At 63.0% G+C, this 21,090-nt stretch carries 17 protein-coding genes; 13 read left to right on the plus strand and 4 right to left on the minus strand.

All coding sequences use genetic code 11. The features are described 5' to 3' along the window. Nucleotides 1–5: 5 nt before the first annotated feature. A complete protein-coding gene (locus MJ205_RS09120) occupies nt 6–2,885 on the minus strand; it encodes a 2-oxoglutarate dehydrogenase E1 component (protein WP_239812162.1) in 2,880 nt (959 codons plus the stop codon). A gap of 247 nt (nt 2,886–3,132) precedes the next feature. On the opposite strand from MJ205_RS09120, the gene MJ205_RS09125 reads away from it, so the two are divergent. From MJ205_RS09125 to prmB, 9 genes are all read left to right on the plus strand, one after another. Continuing rightward, on the plus strand, nt 3,133–4,218 hold the full coding sequence (locus tag MJ205_RS09125) for an AI-2E family transporter (protein WP_239812700.1): 1,086 nt from the start codon (nt 3,133–3,135) through the stop codon (nt 4,216–4,218). Between the two features lie 53 nt (nt 4,219–4,271). Continuing rightward, the gene (locus MJ205_RS09130; RefSeq protein ID WP_239812163.1) at nt 4,272–5,342 is read left to right on the plus strand and encodes a GTP pyrophosphokinase; all 1,071 of its coding nucleotides are present in this window, start codon (nt 4,272–4,274) and stop codon (nt 5,340–5,342) included. 286 nt (nt 5,343–5,628) lie between these two features. After that, nucleotides 5,629–6,957: a polyhydroxyalkanoate depolymerase gene (locus MJ205_RS09135; protein ID WP_239812164.1), complete on the plus strand. Its 1,329-nt coding sequence runs from the start codon at nt 5,629–5,631 to the stop codon at nt 6,955–6,957. A gap of 38 nt (nt 6,958–6,995) precedes the next feature. Then, entirely contained in the window at nt 6,996–7,727 is a 732-nt protein-coding gene (locus MJ205_RS09140; protein ID WP_239812701.1) for an RnfABCDGE type electron transport complex subunit B, read from the plus strand. A 103-nt stretch (nt 7,728–7,830) separates the two neighbouring features. Continuing rightward, nucleotides 7,831–9,039, plus strand: a complete 1,209-nt coding sequence (gene dapC / locus MJ205_RS09145) for a succinyldiaminopimelate transaminase (protein ID WP_239812165.1) — start codon at nt 7,831–7,833, stop codon at nt 9,037–9,039. A gap of 3 nt (nt 9,040–9,042) precedes the next feature. Beyond that, complete coding sequence (gene dapD / locus MJ205_RS09150; RefSeq protein WP_239812166.1) at nt 9,043–9,867, plus strand: 2,3,4,5-tetrahydropyridine-2,6-dicarboxylate N-succinyltransferase; 825 nt, start codon at nt 9,043–9,045, stop codon at nt 9,865–9,867. A gap of 289 nt (nt 9,868–10,156) precedes the next feature. Next, a complete protein-coding gene (locus MJ205_RS09155; protein WP_230778243.1) occupies nt 10,157–11,317 on the plus strand; it encodes a PilT/PilU family type 4a pilus ATPase in 1,161 nt (386 codons plus the stop codon). A 104-nt stretch (nt 11,318–11,421) separates the two neighbouring features. Further along, the gene (gene dapE, locus MJ205_RS09160) at nt 11,422–12,570 is read left to right on the plus strand and encodes a succinyl-diaminopimelate desuccinylase (protein WP_239812167.1); all 1,149 of its coding nucleotides are present in this window, start codon (nt 11,422–11,424) and stop codon (nt 12,568–12,570) included. Nucleotides 12,571–12,668: 98 nt separating this feature from the next. Beyond that, a complete protein-coding gene (gene prmB / locus MJ205_RS09165) occupies nt 12,669–13,580 on the plus strand; it encodes a 50S ribosomal protein L3 N(5)-glutamine methyltransferase (RefSeq protein WP_239812168.1) in 912 nt (303 codons plus the stop codon). A gap of 30 nt (nt 13,581–13,610) precedes the next feature. Here prmB and MJ205_RS09170 read toward each other — a convergent pair whose 3' ends face one another. Beyond that, nucleotides 13,611–14,489 (minus strand): ferritin-like domain-containing protein, encoded by an 879-nt coding sequence (locus tag MJ205_RS09170; protein WP_239812169.1) that lies wholly within the window; start codon nt 14,487–14,489, stop codon nt 13,611–13,613. A gap of 241 nt (nt 14,490–14,730) precedes the next feature. Between MJ205_RS09170 and MJ205_RS09175 the strand changes: the two genes are divergently transcribed. The 3 genes from MJ205_RS09175 to MJ205_RS09185 all read left to right on the plus strand — a co-directional run bounded on the left by MJ205_RS09175 (nt 14,731) and on the right by MJ205_RS09185 (nt 17,409). Continuing rightward, complete coding sequence (locus tag MJ205_RS09175; protein WP_239812170.1) at nt 14,731–16,776, plus strand: ABC-F family ATP-binding cassette domain-containing protein; 2,046 nt, start codon at nt 14,731–14,733, stop codon at nt 16,774–16,776. Between the two features lie 16 nt (nt 16,777–16,792). After that, on the plus strand, nt 16,793–17,107 hold the full coding sequence (locus MJ205_RS09180; RefSeq protein WP_239812171.1) for a cupin: 315 nt from the start codon (nt 16,793–16,795) through the stop codon (nt 17,105–17,107). Nucleotides 17,108–17,184: 77 nt separating this feature from the next. Next, a complete protein-coding gene (locus MJ205_RS09185; protein ID WP_239812172.1) occupies nt 17,185–17,409 on the plus strand; it encodes a hypothetical protein in 225 nt (74 codons plus the stop codon). 40 nt (nt 17,410–17,449) lie between these two features. Here the strand turns inward: MJ205_RS09185 and MJ205_RS09190 are convergent, their stop codons facing one another. Together MJ205_RS09190 and MJ205_RS09195 are read right to left on the minus strand one after the other, a co-directional pair. Next, nucleotides 17,450–19,171: a long-chain fatty acid--CoA ligase gene (locus MJ205_RS09190; protein WP_239812173.1), complete on the minus strand. Its 1,722-nt coding sequence runs from the start codon at nt 19,169–19,171 to the stop codon at nt 17,450–17,452. Nucleotides 19,172–19,242: 71 nt separating this feature from the next. Then, complete coding sequence (locus MJ205_RS09195; protein ID WP_239812174.1) at nt 19,243–19,863, minus strand: hypothetical protein; 621 nt, start codon at nt 19,861–19,863, stop codon at nt 19,243–19,245. A gap of 218 nt (nt 19,864–20,081) precedes the next feature. Here MJ205_RS09195 and MJ205_RS09200 point away from each other — a divergent pair, with 218 nt between their 5' ends. After that, on the plus strand, nt 20,082–21,089 hold the full coding sequence (locus tag MJ205_RS09200) for an ABC transporter substrate-binding protein (protein WP_239812175.1): 1,008 nt from the start codon (nt 20,082–20,084) through the stop codon (nt 21,087–21,089). Nucleotide 21,090 lies beyond the last annotated feature (1 nt).

Below are 21,090 nucleotides of genomic sequence, written 5' to 3' on the forward strand. Positions count from 1 at the left end.
CGTGCTTACTTGGTCAGCACAAAGCCCTTGAGCTTGCCGAATGCGCCTTCAACCAGCGCCTTTTGCTGCTCCTGGTGCAGGTGCGAATAGCCCACTGCAGGCGATGCCGAAGCGGCACGGCCGGAGTAGCCCAGCTTTTGGCCGTCGAGCATGTTCTCGTGGATGTAGTGCTGCACGAAGAACCATGCACCCTGGTTTTGCGGCTCGTCCTGGCACCACACCACTTCCTTGGCGGCGCTGTACTTCTTCAGTTCAGCGGCAAAGGCCTTGTGGGGGAACGGATAGAGCTGCTCGACGCGGATGATGGCCACATCGGTGCTGCCTTCTTCGGTGCGCTTCTTGACCAGATCGTAGTAGACCTTGCCCGAGCAGGCGATCACGCGCTTGACCTTGGCGGCATTGGCGACGATGGCCTCATCGCGCTCACCGATCACCGTCTGGAAGCCACCGGAGGTGAATTCCGACACGGGCGAAGTCGCGTCCTTGTTACGCAGCAGCGACTTGGGGGTCATGATGATCAGCGGCTTGCGCAGCGGACGCACCATCTGGCGGCGCAGCAAATGGAAGATCTGCGCAGCCGTGGTGGGCTGGGTCACTTGCATGTTCTGGTCAGCCGACAGCTGCATAAAACGCTCCAGGCGAGCCGAGCTGTGCTCAGGGCCCTGGCCTTCGTAGCCGTGAGGCAGCATCAAGGTCAGACCGTTGATACGGCCCCACTTGACTTCACCGGAGGCGATGAACTGGTCGATCACCACTTGGGCGCCGTTGGCGAAGTCGCCGAACTGCGCTTCCCAGATCACCAAGGTGTTGGGATCGTTGGACGCGTAGCCGTATTCGAAGCCCAGCACTGCCTCTTCCGACAGGATGGAGTCGATCACGGTGAACGGAGCCTGGTTGTCGGCCACGTTCTGCAGTGGGATGTAGGTGCCTTCGTCCCACTTTTCACGCTTTTGGTCGTGCACGACCGAGTGGCGGTGGGTAAAGGTGCCACGGCCGCTGTCTTCACCCGACAGGCGGATGGGGTAGCCCGACGCCACCAGCGACGCGTAGGCCATGGTTTCACCCATGCCCCAGTCGACGTTGATGTCACCACGGCCCATCGCTGCACGGTCGTCGTACACCTTCTTGACCAGCTGGTGCGGGTTCACCGAGTCAGGCAGGGTCGTGACGCGCTCGGCCAGACGCTTCCACTCGGCCACTGGAATGGCGGTGTCGGCACTGTCGGTCCACTTCTGCTTGAGGAAGGGGCTCCAGTCCACGGCGTACTGGCTCTTGAAGTTGGTCAGCACCGGATCCACCGTGTGCTTGCCCGCATCCATGGCAGCGCGGTAGGCCTTGACCATGTCGTCGCCCAAGGTCTCGCCCAGGCCTTGCGTGGCCAGCTTGTCGGCATACAGCTTGCGCGTGCCGGGGTGCTGGGCAATCTTCTTGTACATCAGCGGCTGGGTCAGCGCAGGGGTGTCCTGCTCGTTGTGACCGAGCTTGCGGTAGCAGATGATGTCGACCACGACATCCTTGGAGAATTCCATGCGGAAGTCCAAAGCCATCTGCATCGCCAGCGCCACCGCTTCCGGATCATCGCCGTTCACGTGCAGCACGGGCGAGTCGATCATCTTGACGATGTCCGTGCAATACGTGGTCGAGCGCAGATCGCGGGGATCGGAGGTCGTGAAACCAATCTGGTTGTTGATGATGATGTGCACCGTGCCACCCGTGGTGTAGCCACGGGTTTCGGACAGTGCCAGCGTTTCCTGGTTCACGCCCTGGCCCGCAAAGGCCGCGTCACCGTGCACCAGCACGGGCAGCACTTGCTTGCCCTGGGGATCGTTGCGGCGGTCCATGCGCGAGCGCACCGAGCCTTCGACCACGGGGTTGACGATTTCCAGGTGCGAGGGGTTGAAGGCCAGCGACAGGTGGACGGGGCCGCCCACGGTCGACACGTCGGAGCTGAAGCCCTGGTGGTACTTCACGTCGCCCGCGGTCAGCTCTTCAGGAGCGGTGTGGTCGAACTCGGCAAACAGGTCCTTGGGCATCTTGCCCAAGGTGTTGACCAGCACGTTCAGACGGCCACGGTGGGCCATGCCGATGACGATTTCCTGCACGCCGGTCTGGCCAGCGGCATTGATCAGCTGGTCCATCGCAACGATGAAGGACTCGCCGCCTTCGAGCGAGAAGCGCTTCTGACCCACATACTTGGTATGCAGGAAACGCTCCAGGCCTTCGGCCGCGGTCAGGCGATCGAGAATGCGCTTTTTCTGGTCGGCGTTGAAGGCGGGCTTGCTGCGAATGGTTTCGAGCTTTTGCTGCCACCAGCGCTTCTGGTTCTGCTCGGCGGTGTACATGTACTCCGCACCCAGCGTGCCGCAATAGGTTTCGCGCAGTGCATTGAGCAGCTCGCGCAGCGTCATCGATTCCTTGCCGAAGAACGTGTTGCTGATGTTGAACACGGTTTCCTGGTCGGCGTCGGTGAAGCCGTAGAAGGCGGGATCGAGCTCAGGAATTTCGGGGCGTTCTTGGCGCTTGAGCGGATCCAGATCGGCCCAGCGTGCGCCGACGTTGCGGTACGCAGCGATCAGCTGCTGCACTGCGGTGCGCTTGCGGCCCAGTTCCGAATCAGCACCAGACGCTACCACCACCTTGGTCACGCCCTGCTTGGCGCGCTCGGCGAAGGCATTGACTACGGGAAGATGAGGGACGTCCTTGGCGTTGCTGCCGTCCAATGCGGGGACGTTTTGCAGTGCATCAAAGTAAGCGCGCCAGGTGTCTGGTACGCTGCCTGGGTTGGCCAGGTAGTTCTCATACATCTCTTCGACATAGGGGGCATTGCCGCCGAAAAGATAGGTGTTGCCTTGGTAGGCTTGATACACAGAGTTTGTATCGCTCATTTTCTCCGCTGACCTCCGCTTTCCTCTGGAAAGCATTAGCTGGTGCATATAAACAACCTTCCGCGACACGGCTGAACCGATTGGCGGATGCGACTGTGGCTGGGAAGGGCCGATCAACCGGTATTGTGCCACTTCCGTCTGGGCTTGTCCTTCGATGGCCTTGCGCCAGCGGCCACAGGCCTGGAATAGCGTAGGTTTATGCAGGAACCAGATACATTTGCGCTATCCATTCACACCGATGCGCTCGATGTTCAACAACCACTCTCTTCACGACAAAGCATTCATCTTGCTGCTAATAGGCGTCAGCATTGCTTTTTTTGCCGTGCTTTTCCCCTTTCAGGGCGCCGTTTTCTGGGCTGTGATCTTCGCTGTTGTGTTTACGCCTCTACACAAAAAAATACTGGTTCGCCTCCCCAAATACCCGACTATCGCGGCCTTGATTACGCTGATTCTGTGCCTGGTGCTGGTGATCCTGCCGCTGATCCTGCTGAGCATCTCCCTGGCCAAGGAAGCGGCCACCATCTATGAAAGCGTGCACTCGGGCGAAATGAATTTCGGCCAGTACTTCCAGCAGATCTACAACGCCATGCCCCAGTGGGTGCTGGACCTGCTGGCCCGCTTCAACCTGAACGATCCCAAGGTCGTGCAGGAGAAGGTCTCGGGCATCTCGGTGCAGGCCAGCCAGTATGTGGCCACCAAGGTGCTGGCCATCGGCCAGAACACGATGGGCTTCCTGGTGAGCTTCTGCATCATGCTCTACCTGCTGTTCTTCTTCCTGCGCGACGGCAAGACATTGATCCGCAAGATCCTGGCCGCCACGCCGCTCGATGATGCGCACAAGCGCAAGCTCGGCGCCAAATTCATCACCGTGGTGCGCGCCACCGTCAAGGGAAACCTGGCCGTTGCTGCCACGCAGGGCGCGCTGGGCGGCATCATTTTCTGGATTCTGGGCATTGAGGCATCGCTGCTGTGGGGCGTTGTGATGGCCTTCCTGTCGCTGCTGCCTGCCGTCGGTGCAGCCATTGTCTGGGGCCCCGTCGCCATTTATTACTTTGCGACAGGCTCCACGACTGAAGGTCTCATTCTGGCGGCCTACGGTGCCGGCATCATGGGCATGGTCGACAACGTGCTGCGGCCGCTGCTGGTGGGCAAGGACACGAAGATGCCCGACTACCTGATCCTGATCTCCACGTTGGGCGGGTTGTCGCTGTTCGGCCTCACCGGTTTCGTCATCGGCCCGCTGATTGCCGCGCTGTTCATTGCCGTCTGGGATCTTTTTGCGCCCCAGGCCCACATCAGCGATTCCGCTGAGGTAGACAATAGCGCCAGGTAACCTTTTCTTCTGGTGGGCGCACGGCGCCTGCCCTTTCTTTGCTGCCCCGACCCATGCCCGCTCGCGATTTTGAATCCCGCAAACAGGAGTTCCTGGATTTCTATGCCGCCCAGTTGCCCACCCTCAAGGCAGCGGCGGCTTCGTTCAATGCGCTGATCCACGCCATTTTGAGCAACCTCGAAGGCGTCAACATCGCCAAGTTCGAGTGCCGGGTGAAGACTGCCGACGAATGCGTGCGCAAGTTCAAGCGCAAGTACCGCAACTTCGTCGAAGACCAGTCCGAAGACTATGCCATCCAGGACTACATCACCGACCTGATCGGCGTGCGCGTGGTCTGTCTCTATGAAGACGAGCCACCGGCGATCATGTCCCGCGTGCGCGAGTACTTTGATGTGATCGAGATCACCGACAAGACCTCGCCGATGGAAGACTCGGAGTCCGAGTTTGGCTACAAGGGCATCCACATGGACCTGCGGCTCAATGCGCAGCAAGCGCAGCTGACCGAACACCAGGCCTATGCCGACCAGGCGTTCGAGCTGCAGATCCGCACGATCATCCAGGACTCCTGGAGCGAGCTGGACCACAAGATCAAGTACAAGAAGTCCATCCCGACCAATCTCAAGCGCCGCATCAACATCCTGTCTGCGCTGTTTGAACTGGCGGACCGCGAGTTCCTGCAGATCCGCAACGAAACCAGCCAGGCCCTGGCGCTCTCGCGTGCTGAGGACGAGGCCGAGGGCGCCTTTGGCGACGGACTGAGCGACAACAACGAACCGCTCGATGCCTTCAGCTTTGTCGCCTTTGGCCACAAGCACTTTCCGGGCTATGAGTTCGATCCGCAGAAGGTGGAGTTCTTCCTCGACGAGCTGCTGCACGACTTTGCCGTGCGCCACGCGGGCTGGCTGTTTGCCGTGGTGCAAAAGCATGTCACCACGGTGCGCCACTACAAGGCAGACTTCCAGCACCGCTATCCATCCAGCAGCTTCAACCCCTTCACGGTCATGCGCCACTGCCTCTATCTGGAAGACAAGCAGCGCTTTCGCAAAACGCTGCGCAACTCCGCCCGCGAGGCCTTTGAAGAGTGGCTGCAGCGGCAGCCGGCCAACAGCACCAGCGAAGATTAAGCACCGCAGCGCTGGCCGCCTCAGGCCGTGCGCCAGGGACCTACGCATACGCCGGAACAATACTCTAGCAAGGCCCTCAGCCATTAGCTAAAGTCAATCTTTGTCAACCGGGCCAGCCGCCCTGCCGCATTGCAGCGGCCATGCGGCTGCCAGGCGCGGTTAGCACAATGCAGACAAAGGCGCAGAACCCGGTTTTCAGGCCCCTCCCCGTGTTTACGAGCATGCACGACCGTGCTTTTTGACACAGGCTGCTGCTATATTGCAACGCAACATCCACGGAGTTTTGATGCTGTACCAACTGTATGAAACCCAGCGGGCCCTGATGGAGCCCTTCGCAGAATACGCCCACGCCACATCGAAGATGCTGAGCAATCCGCTGTGGCCGATCAGCCAGACCAACACGGCCCAGCGCGCCTCGGCGGGCTTTGACCTGTTCTACCGGCTCGGCAAGGACTATGAGAAGCCCGCTTTCGGCATCAACACCGTCGAGGCCAATGGTCATGAGATCGCGATCCACGAGCGCGTCGAGCTGACCAAGCCCTTTTGCGAGCTGCGCCGTTTCAAGCGCTTCTCCGATGACCAGACCAGCCTGGCGGCGATGAAGCAGCAGCCCGTGGTACTGGTTGTGGCACCGTTGTCGGGCCATTACGCCACCTTGCTGCGCGAGACCGTGCGCACCATGCTGGCGGACCACAAGGTCTACATCACCGACTGGACCAATGCGCGCCTGGTGCCGCAAAGCGAAGGCATCTTCCACCTTGATGACTATGTGAACTATGTGCAGGAGTTCATCCGCCACATCCAGGGTATCTATGGCAACTGCCATGTGGTGAGCGTCTGCCAGCCCACGGTGCCGGTGCTCGCTGCCGTGTCGCTGATGGCCAGCCGTGGCGAGAAGACACCGCTGTCGATGACGATGATGGGCGGCCCCATCGATGCCCGCAAATCGCCCACCACGGTGAACAACCTGGCCACCACGCACGACCTGCAGTGGTTCGAGTCGAATGTGATCCATCCGGTACCAGGCAACTTCCCGGGTGCCGGCCGCCTGGTCTACCCCGGCTTCCTGCAGCACATGGGCTTTGTCAGCATGAACCCCGACCGCCATGCGATGAGCCACTACGACTACTTCAAGGACCTGCTCAAGGGCAACGAAGACAGCGCCGAGCACCACCGCAAGTTCTACGACGAGTACAACGCCGTGCTCGACATGGATGCGGCCTACTACCTGGGAACCATCAAGACCGTGTTCCAGGACTTTGCGCTGGTCAAGGGCACCTGGGAGGTGCGTTCGCCCGAGGGTAACCTGGAGCTGGTCAAACCGCAGGACATCCGCCACAGCGCGCTGCTGACGGTTGAAGGCGAGCTCGATGACATCTCCGGCTCCGGCCAGACCCAGGCGGCGCATGATCTGTGCACCGGCCTCAAGGCGGTCGACACCCGTCACTTCGAGGTCAAGGGCGCAGGCCACTACGGCATCTTCAGCGGCAAGCGCTGGCGCACCATGGTCTATCCGATGCTCAAGGACTTCATCCTCGCCAACAACCGCGTCGAGGAACGCCCAGGCAACGTAAAATCGGCGACTTCCAAGCAAAATACCTTGCACACGGTGTGACCGACTTTCTCAAAACCAGCCACCAGCCAGCCTCTGCGCTGGCTGTTTTCATTGGCGCCATTGATGCGGCCCTGCCGCAGACCCAGTGCACGCGCTGCGGCTACCCCGATTGCCACCACTATGCCCAGGCCATTGCTCAGGGCCAGGCGCCGATCAACCAATGCCCGCCCGGCGGCCAGGAAGGCGTGGTACGCCTGGCGGCCATCACCGGTCAGGCCGCGCTGCCGCTGAACCCGGACAACGGCCTCGAAGCCGTGCGCACGGTTGCCCGCATCGATGAGAACTGGTGTATCGGCTGCACCCTGTGCATCAAGGCCTGCCCGACCGATGCCATCCTGGGTGCGAACAAGCGCATGCACACCGTGATCCCAGAGGCCTGTACCGGCTGCGAGCTCTGCCTGCCGGTCTGCCCGGTCGATTGCATCGTGCTGGACAATGCCAGCGGCGAAGCCACCGGCTGGGCCGCCTGGAGCCCCGCACAGGCCCAGCAGGCCCGGCTGCGCTACCAAAAGCACCAACAGCGACTCGGCCATGCCGACCGGACGCCGGCGCCCAGCCCGACAGCCGATGCACCGCTCTCGCCCCGCATCGCCAGCGCAGCCATCAGTGCCCAAGCGGCCCAGGCCGCAGCCGTCAGTGCAGCCGCCGCGCAAAATAACGCGGCCAGCAAGGCCACAGTGGCAGCCCCGGCCGCAGCAGACAAAAAGGCAATCCTGGCCGCCATTTTGGCCAAAGCCCAGCAGCAACAAGGCGGCAACCGCTCGTCTTAATGGCCGCTTGGCGCTGGGACGCCGCCCAAGGCCGCCAAGCCCCTACCGGGCATGACAGAACGGCGCAAAAAAACGCGCGCCACTGCACCATAATGGCTGGCTTATGAACCCCTTGCTCCAGAAACTGCAGCCCTACCCGTTTGAGCGCCTGCGCCAGTTGTTTGCCGGTGTGACACCGCCCGCAGACCAGGCGCCGATCAGCCTGGGTATCGGTGAGCCCCGCCACCCCACCCCCGCATTCATCGAACAGGCGCTCTCGGGCAATCTGGCCGGTCTGTCGGTCTACCCGGCCACCGCGGGTACGCCTGCACTGCGCGAAGCCTTTGCCAACTGGCTGTCCACGCGCTATGGCCTGCAGGTCGATGGGCACAAGCACACCCTGCCGGTCAATGGCAGCCGTGAGGCGCTGTTTGCCTTCACGCAAACGGTGGTGGACAGCAGCAAGCCCGACCCGGTCGTGCTCTGCCCCAACCCCTTCTACCAAATCTACGAAGGCGCGGCCCTGCTTGCAGGCGCCACGCCCTATTACGTGCCCAGCATCGCCAGCAAGAACTTTGCGGTGGACTGGGCCAGCGTGCCCGAGGACATCTGGCAGCGCACCCAGCTGATCTTTGTCTGCTCGCCAGGCAACCCCACCGGCGCCGTGATGCCGCTCGACGAGTGGAAAAAGCTGTTTGAACTCTCCGACCGCTATGGCTTTGTCATTGCCTCGGACGAGTGCTACAGCGAAATCTACTTCCGCGACGAGCCACCGCTGGGCGGCATGCAGGCGGCAGCGCAGCTGGGCCGCAGCGATTTCCGCCGTCTGGTCTCGTTCACCAGTCTGTCCAAGCGCAGCAATGTGCCGGGCCTGCGCAGCGGTTTTGTCGCCGGTGACGCCGAGTTGATCAAGGCCTTCACGCTCTACCGCACCTACCAGGGCGGCGCGATGAGCCCGCCGGTGCAGGCGGCCAGCATTGCGGCCTGGGGCGACGAGCGCCATGTCGAGGACAACCGCGAGCAGTACCGCCGCAAATTTGCCGAAGTCACGCCGGTGCTGTCAGCAGTGATGGACGTGCAACTGCCCGATGCCAGCTTCTACCTCTGGGCCGGCGTGCCCGCGCATATGGGCTTGTCAGACACCGAGTTCGCGCGCGAACTCTATGCCCAATACAATGTCACGGTTCTGCCAGGCAGCTATCTGGCCCGTGACTTCAATGGCAGCAATCCTGGCGCTGGCCGCATCCGCATGGCCCTGGTCGCCCAGACCGCCGAATGCCTGGAAGCCGCCCAGCGCATTGCCCAATTCATTCAATCCTGGAAAAAAGCCTAAACCATGACGCAACAACTGCAAACCATCATCGAATCCGCCTGGGAAGCCCGCACGACGCTCTCGCCTGCCTCGGCACCCAAAGAAATCGTCGATGCAGTCGACCATGTGATCAACGCCCTGGACCAGGGCGAGCTGCGCGTGGCCACCCGTGAAGGCGTGGGCCAATGGACCGTGCACCAGTGGATCAAGAAGGCCGTGCTGCTGTCGTTCCGCCTCAAGGACAACGCGCTGGTGCAGGCCGGCGACCTGAACTTCTACGACAAGGTGCCGACCAAGTACGCCGGCATGTCCGAAGCCGACATCGCCGCCACCGGCGTGCGCGTGGTGCCGCCTGCCGTGGCACGCCGCGGCAGCTTTGTGGCCAAGGGCGCCATCCTGATGCCTTCCTACGTGAACATCGGCGCCTATGTGGGCGAAGGCACGATGGTCGACACCTGGGCCACCGTGGGCTCGTGCGCACAAGTGGGCAAGAACGTTCACCTGTCGGGCGGTGTGGGCCTGGGCGGCGTGCTCGAACCCCTGCAAGCCAACCCCACCATCATCGAAGACAACTGCTTCATCGGCGCCCGCTCCGAAATCGTTGAAGGCGTGATCGTCGAAGAAAACTCCGTCATCTCGATGGGCGTGTACATCAGCCAGTCCACGAAGATCTACAACCGCATGACCGGCGAAGTCAGCTACGGCCGCGTGCCTTCGGGCTCGGTCGTGGTGAGCGGCTCCATGCCTGCCAAGGACGGCAGCCACAGCCTGTACTGCGCGGTGATCGTCAAGCAAGTGACGCCTGAGACCCGCGCCAAGACCAGCATCAACGACCTGCTGCGCGACTGATCTGCCGCCGAGGCGATCAACAGGCCCTGCAAGCTTTGCGCTGCAGGGCTTTTTTGTCGTCGCTTTGCGCCCCGCCAGGCTGCGGCGAGGATGCAACATCGTTTATTCAGCGCTTCGCTAAGCCTACAATCCAAGATCGTGTTTACGATGTCCTCGCGCCGCGACAGCAGTTTTGCGGGATGGGACACGCTCGGGCGGCACCTGGCCGGGCATTTCAACGCCACGGTCCCTGCGGACTGGAGTGAATTTGTAAACACGTTCTAAGCACAAATCACTGGAGGGAACTGACATGGGAACCATGGAGCGAATCTTGCGCCTGATGGCGGACAACAAAGCCTCGGATGTCTATCTGTCAGCCAATGCGCCCGCGCTGGTCAAGATCCAGGGCGAGTGCATTCCCCTCAACAACCAGACCTTGACGCCCGATGCGCCGCGCACCTTGCTGGCCGAGATCGTACCGCCCGAGCGCATTGAAGAGCTCGACGAAACCGGTGAGCTCAACATCGGTGTGCCGCTCGAGGGCGTGGGCCGCTTCCGGGTCAGCGCGATGCACCAGCGCGGCAGCTGCGCCGTCGTCATCCGCTATGTTCCGCAGGACATTCCCAGTCTGGAGCAGCTCGAGCTGCCCGAGATCTTTCAGGAACTCATCATGGCCCGGCGCGGCCTGGTGCTGTTTGTCGGTGCCACCGGCTCGGGCAAGAGCACCTCGCTGGCGGCGATGATCGACCACCGCAATGGCCAGCAAAGCGGCCACATCCTGACGGTGGAAGACCCGATCGAGTACCAGTTCTCCAACCGCCGCTCCATCATCAACCAGCGTGAAGTGGGCAGCGATACCGCCTCTTTGCAAACCGCGCTGAAGAATGCACTGCGCCAGGCGCCTGACGTGATCATGATCGGCGAAATCCGTGACCGCGAGACCATGTCGGCCGCCATTGCCTATGCGCAATCGGGCCACCTGTGCCTGGCCACCTTGCACGGCAACAACAGCTACCACGCGCTCAACCGGATCCTGAGCTTCTACCCTGTCGAAGTCCGGCCCACGATGCTGGGCGACCTGGCATCTGCGCTGCGCGCCGTCGTGTCGCAACGGCTGGTCAAGACCGTCACCGGCAAGCGCACCGCAGCCATCGAGGTGATGCTCAACACCAAGCTGGTGGGCGAGATGATCGAGCAAGGCAACTTCTCGGCCGTGCGCGAGGCGATGGAAAAGTCCATGGCCGAAGGCTCAGTCACCTTTGAAGGCGCGCTGGCCGCGCTCATCCACAGTGGCAAGATCAGCCGCGAAGAAGGCCTGGCCAATTCCGACTCGCCCACCAACCTGATGTGGCGCCTGCAAAACGACTTCCAGATGGCGGCCAATGCGGCCAAGGCCCAGGTGGCCGCCAAGCCCGAGCTGGACGACGCGGCCTCGTTCACGGAAATCGTGCTCGACGTGAACCAAGAGTAAGATAGCGGCCGTTGCCCTGCACCACGCCCCCGTGGCAATACGCCTTGAATGCGGCCTGCGGGCCGCATTGTTGTTGACCTCTCCGCCCCCACCCTTTTGACGCCATGTCCCGCACCCTGCAACTGACCGAGCAACTGATCGCCCGTCCCTCCGTGACGCCCAACGACGAAGGCTGTCTGGAAATGATTTCCGACCTGCTCCAACCGCTGGGTTTTGCCTGCGAGCGCATGGACAGCGGCCCCGACAGCTTTCGGGTGAGCAACCTCTGGGCGCTGCGCCGCAGCGGCGTGGCGGGCGCCAAGACCGTGGTCTTTGTCGGCCATACCGATGTGGTGCCCACCGGTCCGCTGGAACAGTGGAACTCGCACCCCTTCACCCCCTCGCACCGCGATGGCAAGCTCTACGGCCGTGGCGCCAGCGACATGAAGACCTCGATCGCCGCCTTTGTCGTGGCCGCCGAGGAGTTTGTCGCCCAGAACGCTGCAGCGCCGCTGGATATTGCGCTGCTGCTGACCAGCGACGAAGAAGGCCCGAGCGTGGATGGCACGGCGGTGGTCGTCGAGCAGCTGCGCCAGCGCGGCCAGGTGCTGGACTACTGCCTGGTGGGCGAACCCACTGCGGTGCAGAAGCTGGGGGACATGGTCAAGAACGGCCGGCGCGGCAGCCTGACCGGCAAGCTCACCATCCATGGCGTGCAAGGCCATATCGCCTACCCGCAACTGGCCCGCAACCCCATCCACCAGGGCCTGGGTGCGCTGGGCGAGCTGGCCGCCACGGTGTGGGACGAAGGCAATGCCTTCTTTCCGCCCACCAGCTTCCAGATGAGCAATATCCATGCGGGCACGGGTGCTGGCAATGTGATCCCGGGCCAGATGGTGGTGGACTTCAACTTCCGCTTCAGCACCGAATCGACGGCCGAGAACCTGAAGGCCCGTGTCAAATCCACCCTGGAGCGCCATGCGCTCGAGTACGACCTCAAATGGACCCTGGGCGGCAAGCCCTTTCTGACCACACCAGGCGTGCTGGTGACTGCCGTGCAGCAGGCCATCCGCGACGAAGTCGGGCTGGAAACCGCCCTCTCGACCACCGGCGGCACCAGCGATGGCCGTTTTGTCGCCGACATCTGCCCGGAAGTCATCGAGATCGGCCCGTCGAACGCCACCATCCACAAGATCGACGAGTGTGTGGCCGTGGCCGATATCGAGCCGCTGAAGAACATCTACCGCCGCATTCTGGAAAACCTGGCACGCTAAGCCAGCACCCGGATGGCCCTGGCACCAGCCCAGCCTGGCGCCTTGCGGCTGCCATCAAGCCTACAATGGCGGTCTTTGATTTTTGCCCGAGTTGAGCCATGACCACCATCCGCACCCTGATTGATGACAGCGCAGCTGCCCTGCGCACTGCTGGCGTGCATTTTGGCCATGGCACCACCAATGCGGAAGACGAGGCCAGCTGGCTGGTGCTCTGGTCGCTGGGCCTGCCGGTGGACAGCGACACCAGCCCGGATGGCGCCGGCTCGGTCGCGAACCAAGCGGTCAGCGATGAACAGCGCGTCAAGCTCGAACAACTGGTGGCCGAGCGCATCCGCAGCCGCAAGCCCGCCGCCTACCTGACCCAGCAGGCTTGGCTGCAGGGCGTGCCCTTCTACATCGACCAACGCTCGATCGTGCCGCGCAGCCTGATCGCCGAGCTGCTGGCCGATGGCAGCATTGACGACTGGCTGAGCGACAAGACCCGCCTAGTGCTGGACCTGTGCACCGGCAATGGCAGCCTGGCCTGCCTGGCGGCCATGGCTTACCCCGATGTGCAGGTCACCGGCGCCGACCTGTCGGCCGATGCGCTGGCCGTGGCCCGCATCAACGTGGACCAGCATGGCCTGCAGGAGCGTGTGCAGCTGGTGCAGTCGGACGGCATGGCCAACGCACGCGGCCCCTGGGATCTGATCCTCTGCAACCCGCCCTATGTCAATGCCCAAAGCATGGCGAGCCTGCCGCTGGAATACCAAGCCGAACCCGTGCTGGCGCTGGCCGGTGGCGAGGATGGCATGGACTTTGTGCGCGGCCTGATTCTGGAGCTGCCCCAGCGCCTGAGCGAAGACGGTGTGCTGGTGCTCGAGATCGGCAACGAGCGTGCTTTTTTCGAGGCCGCCTTTCCCGGCCTGCCGGTGTTCTGGATGGACACCAGCGCCGGTGATGACCAGGTGCTGCTGCTGACCCGCGAGGCGCTGATGCACTGGTCGCAAGAACAACCCACCCAGCTTTAAGAACCTGTTCTAAGCGAACCCTGTTCTTGCTCAGTAAGCCAGCATTCTGCAGGCCAGCCGGCTGATAGGCCGGTGCAGGCACGATTCCAGCTTGGGCGGCAGCAGCATGGGCTTGAGCAGCATCTGCACCGCCAGCTGGGCCGGCAGGCCGGTGCTGATCAGGTGGTAGATGCGCTGGGCCACATCATCAAAGCTGCGCTGCCGGTCGCTGAACAGCTGGCCCTTGTTGGCATACACATGGCGCAGCGCGACATCCGAGTCGCTCTCGCGCAATTCCTTCAGACGGCTGTACAGCGCCTGGGCAATGCGCAACCGGCCCACGGGCTCTTGGGCCTGCAGGCTTTTGAAGTAGGCCAGGAAATGCTTGAAGTGCCCGACCTCGTCATTGCGGATATGGCCCAGCAGCCCCGTGAGCACCGGCTCGTTGCTGAGCGAGCGCAGGGTATGGTAGTAGGCGGTGGTGCCGGTCTCCACCACGCAGCGTGCCACCATCTCCAGGCGCGGATCCTCCAGCAGCGCTTCCTGCGTGCACAGCAGTGAATACTCGGCAAAAAAGCTGTCATAGGCTTTTTGCCAGTCAAAACTGGGCCACACGGTCTCCACATAGCGCCGCAGCGATTCGCCATGCTGCAGTTCCTCATGCTCCCAGCGGTCTTCCAGCCAGTGCTGGATGTCCGGGTAGCGGGCGTAGTGCGCGCCGAGGTTGGCCGCATAGGTGTCCGAGCCGGTCTCGACAAAGGAGGCGCTCATCAGCAGGTAGAACATGTCCTCGTCCTGCGCGACCGCAGCATGGTCGATATGCGCATAGTCAATGTCGGCCAGCCGCCAGTGGTGCCGGGCGGAAACCGCCTCTCCTGCATCCTGGTGGTCGTCGGCGGACCGTCCATGTATTTCAGAGGCTGTCGTCATAGCACTGTCCTTATGATTGCCATCGCTGAAATATGGCGTTTGCACATGGCAGTATGGCCCTGCTGCGGCCGCTTGGATAGCCTGAGCATGTGACTGATTCCTACTCCCATTTCCACTGACAACAGGTCAAGGCGGTGGCCTACACGCATTTTGCAAGCGCCAGCGCTAGGGCCGGCCCACCAACGGCTATGCCCTCCAAGCCCCTGGGCCAAGCCCAGGGCGGCGATAATCGGAGCCATTCATGATTACGCTGAAAAATATCACCCTGCGCCGCGGCACCAAAGTGCTGCTTGACGGCGTCACTACCACCATCAACCCGGGCGAATCGGTGGGCCTGGTCGGCCGCAACGGCGCCGGCAAGTCCACGTTGTTTGCGCTGCTCAACGGCTCGCTGACGGAAGACGGTGGCGATTTCCACATCCCCGCCCAGTGGCGCATGGGCCAGGTGGCCCAGCACATGCCCGAAACCGATGAATCAGCCACCCAGTTCGTGCTGGAAGGCGACACCCGTCTGGTGGAAGTGCAGGCCCAGCTGGAGGCCGCTGAAGCATCGGGCGACGGCATGGCGCTTGCCCAGGCCTATGCCGACCTGGCCGATGCCGGTGCCCACGATGCCGTGCCCCGCGCACAGGCGCTGATCCTGGGCCTGGGCTTCAAGGTGCAGGAGCTGGAACACCCGGTCAACAGCTTCTCGGGCGGGTGGCGCATGCGCCTGCAGCTGGCCCGCGCGCTGATGTGCCCCAGCGATCTGCTGCTGCTCGACGAGCCGACCAACCACTTGGACCTGGACGCCCTCGTCTGGCTCGAAGCCTGGCTCAAGCGCTACCCCGGCACCCTGATCACCATCAGCCACGACCGCGAGTTTCTCGATGCGATCACCAATGTCACGTTGCAGATCCAGGGTGGGCAGCTGACGCGCTACGGCGGCAACTACAGCCGCTTCGAAGAGCTGCGTGCCCAGCAACTGGAGCTGCAGCAGGCCAGCTTTGCCAAGCAGCAAGAGAAGATGGCGCATCTGCAGAAGTTCATTGACCGCTTCAAGGCCAAGGCCAGCAAGGCCAAGCAGGCGCAAAGCCGGGTCAAGCAGCTCGACCGCATGGAAAAGATTGCGCCGGTGCTGGCCGAGGCCGAGTTCACCTTCGAGTTTAAGGAACCGGCCAACCTGCCGAACCCGATGCTGGCCATCACCGATGCCGCCTTTGGCTACGAGGACGAAGACGGCAAGCAGACCACGATTCTGCAAGGTGTCAACCGCTCGGTGCTGGCAGGCCAGCGCATCGGTATTCTGGGCGCCAACGGCCAGGGTAAATCGACCCTGGTCAAGACCATTGCCCGCGAGATGAAGGCGCTGGCCGGTACGGTGACGGAAGGCAAGGGCCTCAACATCGGCTACTTTGCCCAGCAGGAGCTGGACGTGCTGCGCCCCAGCGAGAACCCGCTCGAGCACATGATCCGCCTGGCCAAGGAAATCGGCAGCGAAGGCAACAGCGCCCGCGAGCAGGACCTGCGCAACTTCCTGGGCACCTTCAATTTCAGCGGCGACATGGTCAAGCAGGCTGTGGGCAGTATGAGCGGTGGCGAAAAAGCCCGTCTGGTGCTGGCGATGATCGTCTGGCAGCGCCCCAACCTGCTGCTGCTCGATGAGCCAACCAACCACCTGGACCTGGCCACCCGCGAAGCGCTGGCGATGGCACTGAACGACTTTGACGGCACCGTCATGCTGGTCAGCCATGACCGCCATTTGCTGCGCGCCGTCTGCGAAGACTTCTGGATGGTCGGCCGGGGCCAGGTCGGCCCCTTCGATGGCGACCTGGACGACTACCAGCGCTACCTGCTGGACGAATCCAAGCGCCTGCGCGAAGAGGCCCGCCAGGCCGATATGCAATCGCGCAGCAAGGATGCAGCACCCGCACCCCAGGCTGCGCCTGTCGCCGCACCAGTGGCGGCAGCACCCGCGCCTGCGCCTGCGCCAGCCAAGGCCGAGCCCGTGGGCGACCCCAAGGAAGCGCGCCGCCTCGCTGCATTGGCCCGCCAGCAACTGGCCGACAAGACCAAGCCCTTCAAGAAAGAGCTGGAACAGATCGACAAGAAGCTGCCCCAGCTCAACACCCAGCGCGATGCGCTGGAGACCAAGCTGGCAACCCCCGGTCTGTCGGGCGCGGACATCGTCGACGCCGGCAAGCAGCTGAGCGCCGTCAATGGCGAGATCGAGCAGCTCGAAGAGCGCTGGCTGGAACTGTCCGAGCAGATCGAGGCGATCAGCCAGGAGCTGAACGCGACCGCGTAAAGGGCGTTAAGACACCATGCAACGCATCATCCGCAGCCAGGACTTCACTGCCGAACGCCCCTGGGGCGCCCAGGACATTGCCCAGATGGACGGCACCAGCGTCCGTTTGCACTGGACGGACCAGCCCTACATCTGGCATGTCAACGACGGCGAGGAAGTCTTTGCGGTGATGCAGGGCCAGGTGGTGATGCACTGGCGGGAGGCCGGCGAAGCAAAGCAAGCGCTTTTGCAGGCCGGCGATATCTTCCACGCTGGCGTGGGCTGTGAGCATGTGGCCCACCCGCAGGGCGAGGCACGCATCTTGGTGATTGAAAAGGCGGGCAGCGTGTAGCCTGCACCCTACGTCTGGCTTGGCAGCGCAGACTGCATCCGCCTACACTGCCAGGCCCGGCACTGCCCCTCCAAGCCATGCATGAAGACCCACCCCGCGACAGCAGCGAGCGCAACGTACGCCTCTTTTTTGGTAGCCTGCTGGGCTTGTTCATTGCCGCTGTCATCGGCTTTCATGCCGAACCCAGCTGGACGGCATGGGCCTTGCTCTGCGTCATCTGCGCAGCGGTTTGCGCCTGGTTTGCGCTCCACTATGGCGATGGTTTCTGGCACAGGGCGCTGCAGCTGATGCGCTGGTGGTAGCGCATTTCTCCACTGCGCAAACGGGCCGCCTGCGCGCCAGTCACTGCTCCTTTTCCTGCAGCAGGCGCCACATCACCTTGCCGCTGCCACTCTTGGGCAGCTGCTCCACCAGTTGCACCAGGCGCGGCGCCTTGTACACCGCCATGTGCTCGCGGCACCAGTCGATGATGTCCTGTGCACTGACCATGCCTTGCTGCTCTGGCCGCAATACCACGACGGCCTTGACGGTCTCGCCCCGGTAGTCATCGCGGGCGGAGATCACGCAGGCCTCCAGGATCGCCGGGTGGCGGTACATGAGGCTCTCGACCTCGGCCGGCCAGACCTTGTAGCCGCTGGCATTGATCATGCGCTTCAAGCGATCGGTCAGGAAGAAATAGCCATCGGCATCGCGGTAACCCAGGTCACCGGTGCGGAAAAAGCGCTGGCCCTCCACCTCGACAAAACTAGCGGCCGTGGCCGCAGGCTGTTTCCAGTAGCCCTGCAGCACCTGCGGGCCCTGCACCACAATCTCTCCCACCTCGCCGTCGGCCATCGGCTGCCCGGTGTCGGGGTCGATCACCAATGACTGCATGCCGATATGCGGCAGCCCCAGGCACTGCTGCTTGGGGTGCTCATAGGGGTTGGCGTGGGAGGCACCACAGGTCTCGGTCATGCCATAGCCCTCGATATAATCCAGGCCCCAGACCTCCTTGACCCTTTGCGCCACCGATTGCGGCATCGCCGCGCCTCCGCCGCCCATGTAGACCAGGCTGCGGGTGTCCATCTGCGCCAGGTTCGGGCTGGCCAGCAGATCGACCACCATCGTCGGGATATTGGCCCAGTGCGTTACCCGGTAGCGCGCCATCAGTGCAGCCGCCAGTTGCCGGTCCCAGCGCGGCATGATCACCAAGGTGGCCCCGGCACAGACCAGCACATGCATGATGGAGACCATGCCGGTGATATGGAACATCGGCGCCACCACCAGGTTCACGCTCTCGGTGCTTTGCCGGCCCCAGAGCACGCCCGCCATCGCCGCATGCTGCACATGGCTGTGCGCATGGATGCAGCCCTTGGGCAGGCCCGTGGTACCGCTGGTATAGGGCAGGATGGCCATGTCGCTGGCCGCCACCGCGATCGCCGGTGGCTCGGCGGTGCATTGGACCGCATCCCGCCAGCGGCTGACGGTGGTCGCACCCAGCCGGTCCGCAGCTGGCAAAGGCGGGTTGCCCAGCAACCAGGGCACCCAACCCGGTGGAAAATCCGGCTGCGCTGCGGCATCTGCGGGCATCGTATCTGACAGATGGCTGATGAGCATATGCACCAGCTGCTGCGCAGGTGGCAGACTGGCGCTGGCCTCACACAGTGCAGCCGCCAGATCGGCGGTGGTGATGGCCACGCGTGCATCGGCGTCGCTGATGTAGTGGGCCAGCTCGGCGGCGGTATTCATCGGGTTGACGGGCACCACCACCGCATTGGCACGCAGGATGGCGTAGTGCGCCAGCACCAGCTGCGGGCAGTTCTGCATCAGCAGGATCACCCGGTCACCCTTGCGCACGCCCTGCTGGTGCAAATGGGCGGCCAGGCGCTCGGTCTGCTCGCACATCTGGCCATAGCTGATGGACTGGTCAAAAAACACCAGTGCGGCATGGTCCGGATAGCGGCTGGCGTTGACGGCCAGGTTGTCCCAGACCGAGGTGGCCGGCACGGTCAACCGCCGGGGCACGCGCCCAGGCCAGTACGGGGAAGTGGAGGTCGGTGCAGGCAGGTCTGCAGCAGAGGTCATGGCGTGTTCCGAACAATCGAAAAGCGAGGTTCAGGCCAGTATGCCCAGCGGCCGGGGCAGCACCCCGTCGCTTAGGGGACCAGCGGGGGCGGCGGCGGCACCGCCTGCATCTGCACCCAGTGCAACACCGCATGCCAGCGCCGGGCGGCGGCGGCCAGGCGCTGCTGGTCCGCACCTGGGGCGGCCTGGCGCCAGGCGATGTCGGCCATCACGGCGTCCTGCCACATCTGCGCTTGCTGCTCCACTTGGGCGTGCTGGAACTGGGCCAGCAAGGCCGCTGGCGACTCGCCCGGGGTGTAGGCATACGGGTTGATGCCATGGCGCCAGAAGCGCCACTGCAGGCGCAGCGCCTGCCAGGTCACCGCGCGGCCCTGCAGCCGCTGCCAGTGGTGAAAAGCCTCATGGGCCAGCCATCCGGCCATCAGTGGCTCGTCAAGGCGCAGGCATTGCCGGGGGTCCGATCCGGTAAAGCAGCTGGCCGGCATCGACACAAAGCCGCCATTGAACGACAGCGCCCGCCGCGTATCGCCGAGACGGCGAAGGTGCAGCCGCATGCGCGCCCAGCCCGGGTGCTGCGGCTGGCCAAAGTAGCGCGCCAGCAGCGCCCATTCCGCCGCGTTCAGCGGCCGGGACCAAAACAGTGCGCGCCGCAGCCTTGGCAGCCATGCGCGGGGCGATCGTGCCCGGGTCAACAGGCGCTCCTGCTGGAACGCTCTGCGCCAGCCCGCCCAAGCCGCCCTGGGTGCTCCGGCTGCTGGTTAACACCGATCCTCGGGCAGCACGATAAATTGGATACTGAATACATAAAAGAACTTTGAACCGAAATTTTCAGCAATTATTTAGGCACTGTTCTTGCATGGAACTGTTTTTCATTCGTCAGTTTGCATTTTCTGTATACAAGGAGTGGGTTATGACGTTCATGTTCAGCCGCCGTGCGGCCGTCTTCGCTTCGATGATGGCAGCGCTGGTGCCACTGTCCCAGGCCCAGGCGCAGGCAACGCACAAGATCCGTTACGAAGAGGTGGTGCGCTCCGTGCTCTATGTTCCCATGTATGTGGGTATCCAGAAAGGCATGTTCAAGGAGGCCGGCATCGAGATGAGCATGAAAACCTCGCAGGGCACCGACAAGGGCATGGCCGCCCTGCTCTCGGGCAGCGCCGATATTGTGCTGATAGGACCCGAGGCCTCGATCTATGTCGCCAACAGCGAGTCGCCCGTCAAACCCATTGTTTTTGCCGGGTTGACCGCCACCGACGGCTTCTTGCTGATGGGCCGCAAGCCCGAGCCCAACTTTGACTGGAAGCAGCTCCAGGGCAGCAAGATCATGTCCTTCCGTCCAGGCTCCAACCCCGATATCTTTCTGGAAGCGGCATTGCGCAAGAAGGGGCTGGATCCCAAGAAGGATGTCAAGCTCGTGAGCAACATCGGCCCGGCCGCCCGCACCGGTGCCTGGCTGGCCGGCCAAAACGACTATGCGACCTTCCTGGAGCCCGAGGCCAGCAGCCTGGAGAAGCAAGGCAAGGCCTTTCCGCTGGGGTCAGTGGGCAAGGAAGCAGGCATGGTCGACTACACCGTGTTCACCACCACCGATGCCTACCTGAAGAAAAACCGGGCCGCCGTGCAGGCCTGGACCCAGGCAGTGGCCAAGGCCCAGCAGTACACGGCGGCCGCTCCAGCAGGCGAGCTGGCGGACCTGGTGGCTGAGTACTTCACCGGCGTGAACAAGGCTGAACTGGTCAGTGCGATCGAGCGTTACCAGCAACTGCAGTTGTGGAAGAAAACCCCGATGGTCGAGAAGCAGGCGATGGACCAGCTGCAAGAGATGCTGGTGCAAGGCGGTGTGCTGGAGGCTGGCAAGAAAGTCGACTACGCGCGTTTTGTGGACATGGGCCTGGTGCAGAGCCTGGCCCAAAAATAAG

Source organism: Comamonas sp. B21-038 (assembly GCF_022387135.1).
Classification (GTDB): Bacteria; Pseudomonadota; Gammaproteobacteria; order Burkholderiales; family Burkholderiaceae_C; genus Comamonas; species Comamonas sediminis.

Coding starts and splice junctions, on each gene's coding strand:
- MJ205_RS09120 (WP_239812162.1), bottom strand. CDS start 2,885: ATGAGCGATACAAACTCTGTGTATCAAGCCTACCAAGGCAACACCTAT.
- MJ205_RS09125 (WP_239812700.1), top strand. CDS start 3,133: ATGTTCAACAACCACTCTCTTCACGACAAAGCATTCATCTTGCTGCTA.
- MJ205_RS09130 (WP_239812163.1), top strand. CDS start 4,272: ATGCCCGCTCGCGATTTTGAATCCCGCAAACAGGAGTTCCTGGATTTC.
- MJ205_RS09135 (WP_239812164.1), top strand. CDS start 5,629: ATGCTGTACCAACTGTATGAAACCCAGCGGGCCCTGATGGAGCCCTTC.
- dapC (WP_239812165.1), top strand. CDS start 7,831: ATGAACCCCTTGCTCCAGAAACTGCAGCCCTACCCGTTTGAGCGCCTG.
- dapD (WP_239812166.1), top strand. CDS start 9,043: ATGACGCAACAACTGCAAACCATCATCGAATCCGCCTGGGAAGCCCGC.
- MJ205_RS09155 (WP_230778243.1), top strand. CDS start 10,157: ATGGGAACCATGGAGCGAATCTTGCGCCTGATGGCGGACAACAAAGCC.
- dapE (WP_239812167.1), top strand. CDS start 11,422: ATGTCCCGCACCCTGCAACTGACCGAGCAACTGATCGCCCGTCCCTCC.
- prmB (WP_239812168.1), top strand. CDS start 12,669: ATGACCACCATCCGCACCCTGATTGATGACAGCGCAGCTGCCCTGCGC.
- MJ205_RS09170 (WP_239812169.1), bottom strand. CDS start 14,489: ATGACGACAGCCTCTGAAATACATGGACGGTCCGCCGACGACCACCAG.
- MJ205_RS09175 (WP_239812170.1), top strand. CDS start 14,731: ATGATTACGCTGAAAAATATCACCCTGCGCCGCGGCACCAAAGTGCTG.
- MJ205_RS09180 (WP_239812171.1), top strand. CDS start 16,793: ATGCAACGCATCATCCGCAGCCAGGACTTCACTGCCGAACGCCCCTGG.
- MJ205_RS09185 (WP_239812172.1), top strand. CDS start 17,185: ATGCATGAAGACCCACCCCGCGACAGCAGCGAGCGCAACGTACGCCTC.
- MJ205_RS09190 (WP_239812173.1), bottom strand. CDS start 19,171: ATGACCTCTGCTGCAGACCTGCCTGCACCGACCTCCACTTCCCCGTAC.
- MJ205_RS09200 (WP_239812175.1), top strand. CDS start 20,082: ATGACGTTCATGTTCAGCCGCCGTGCGGCCGTCTTCGCTTCGATGATG.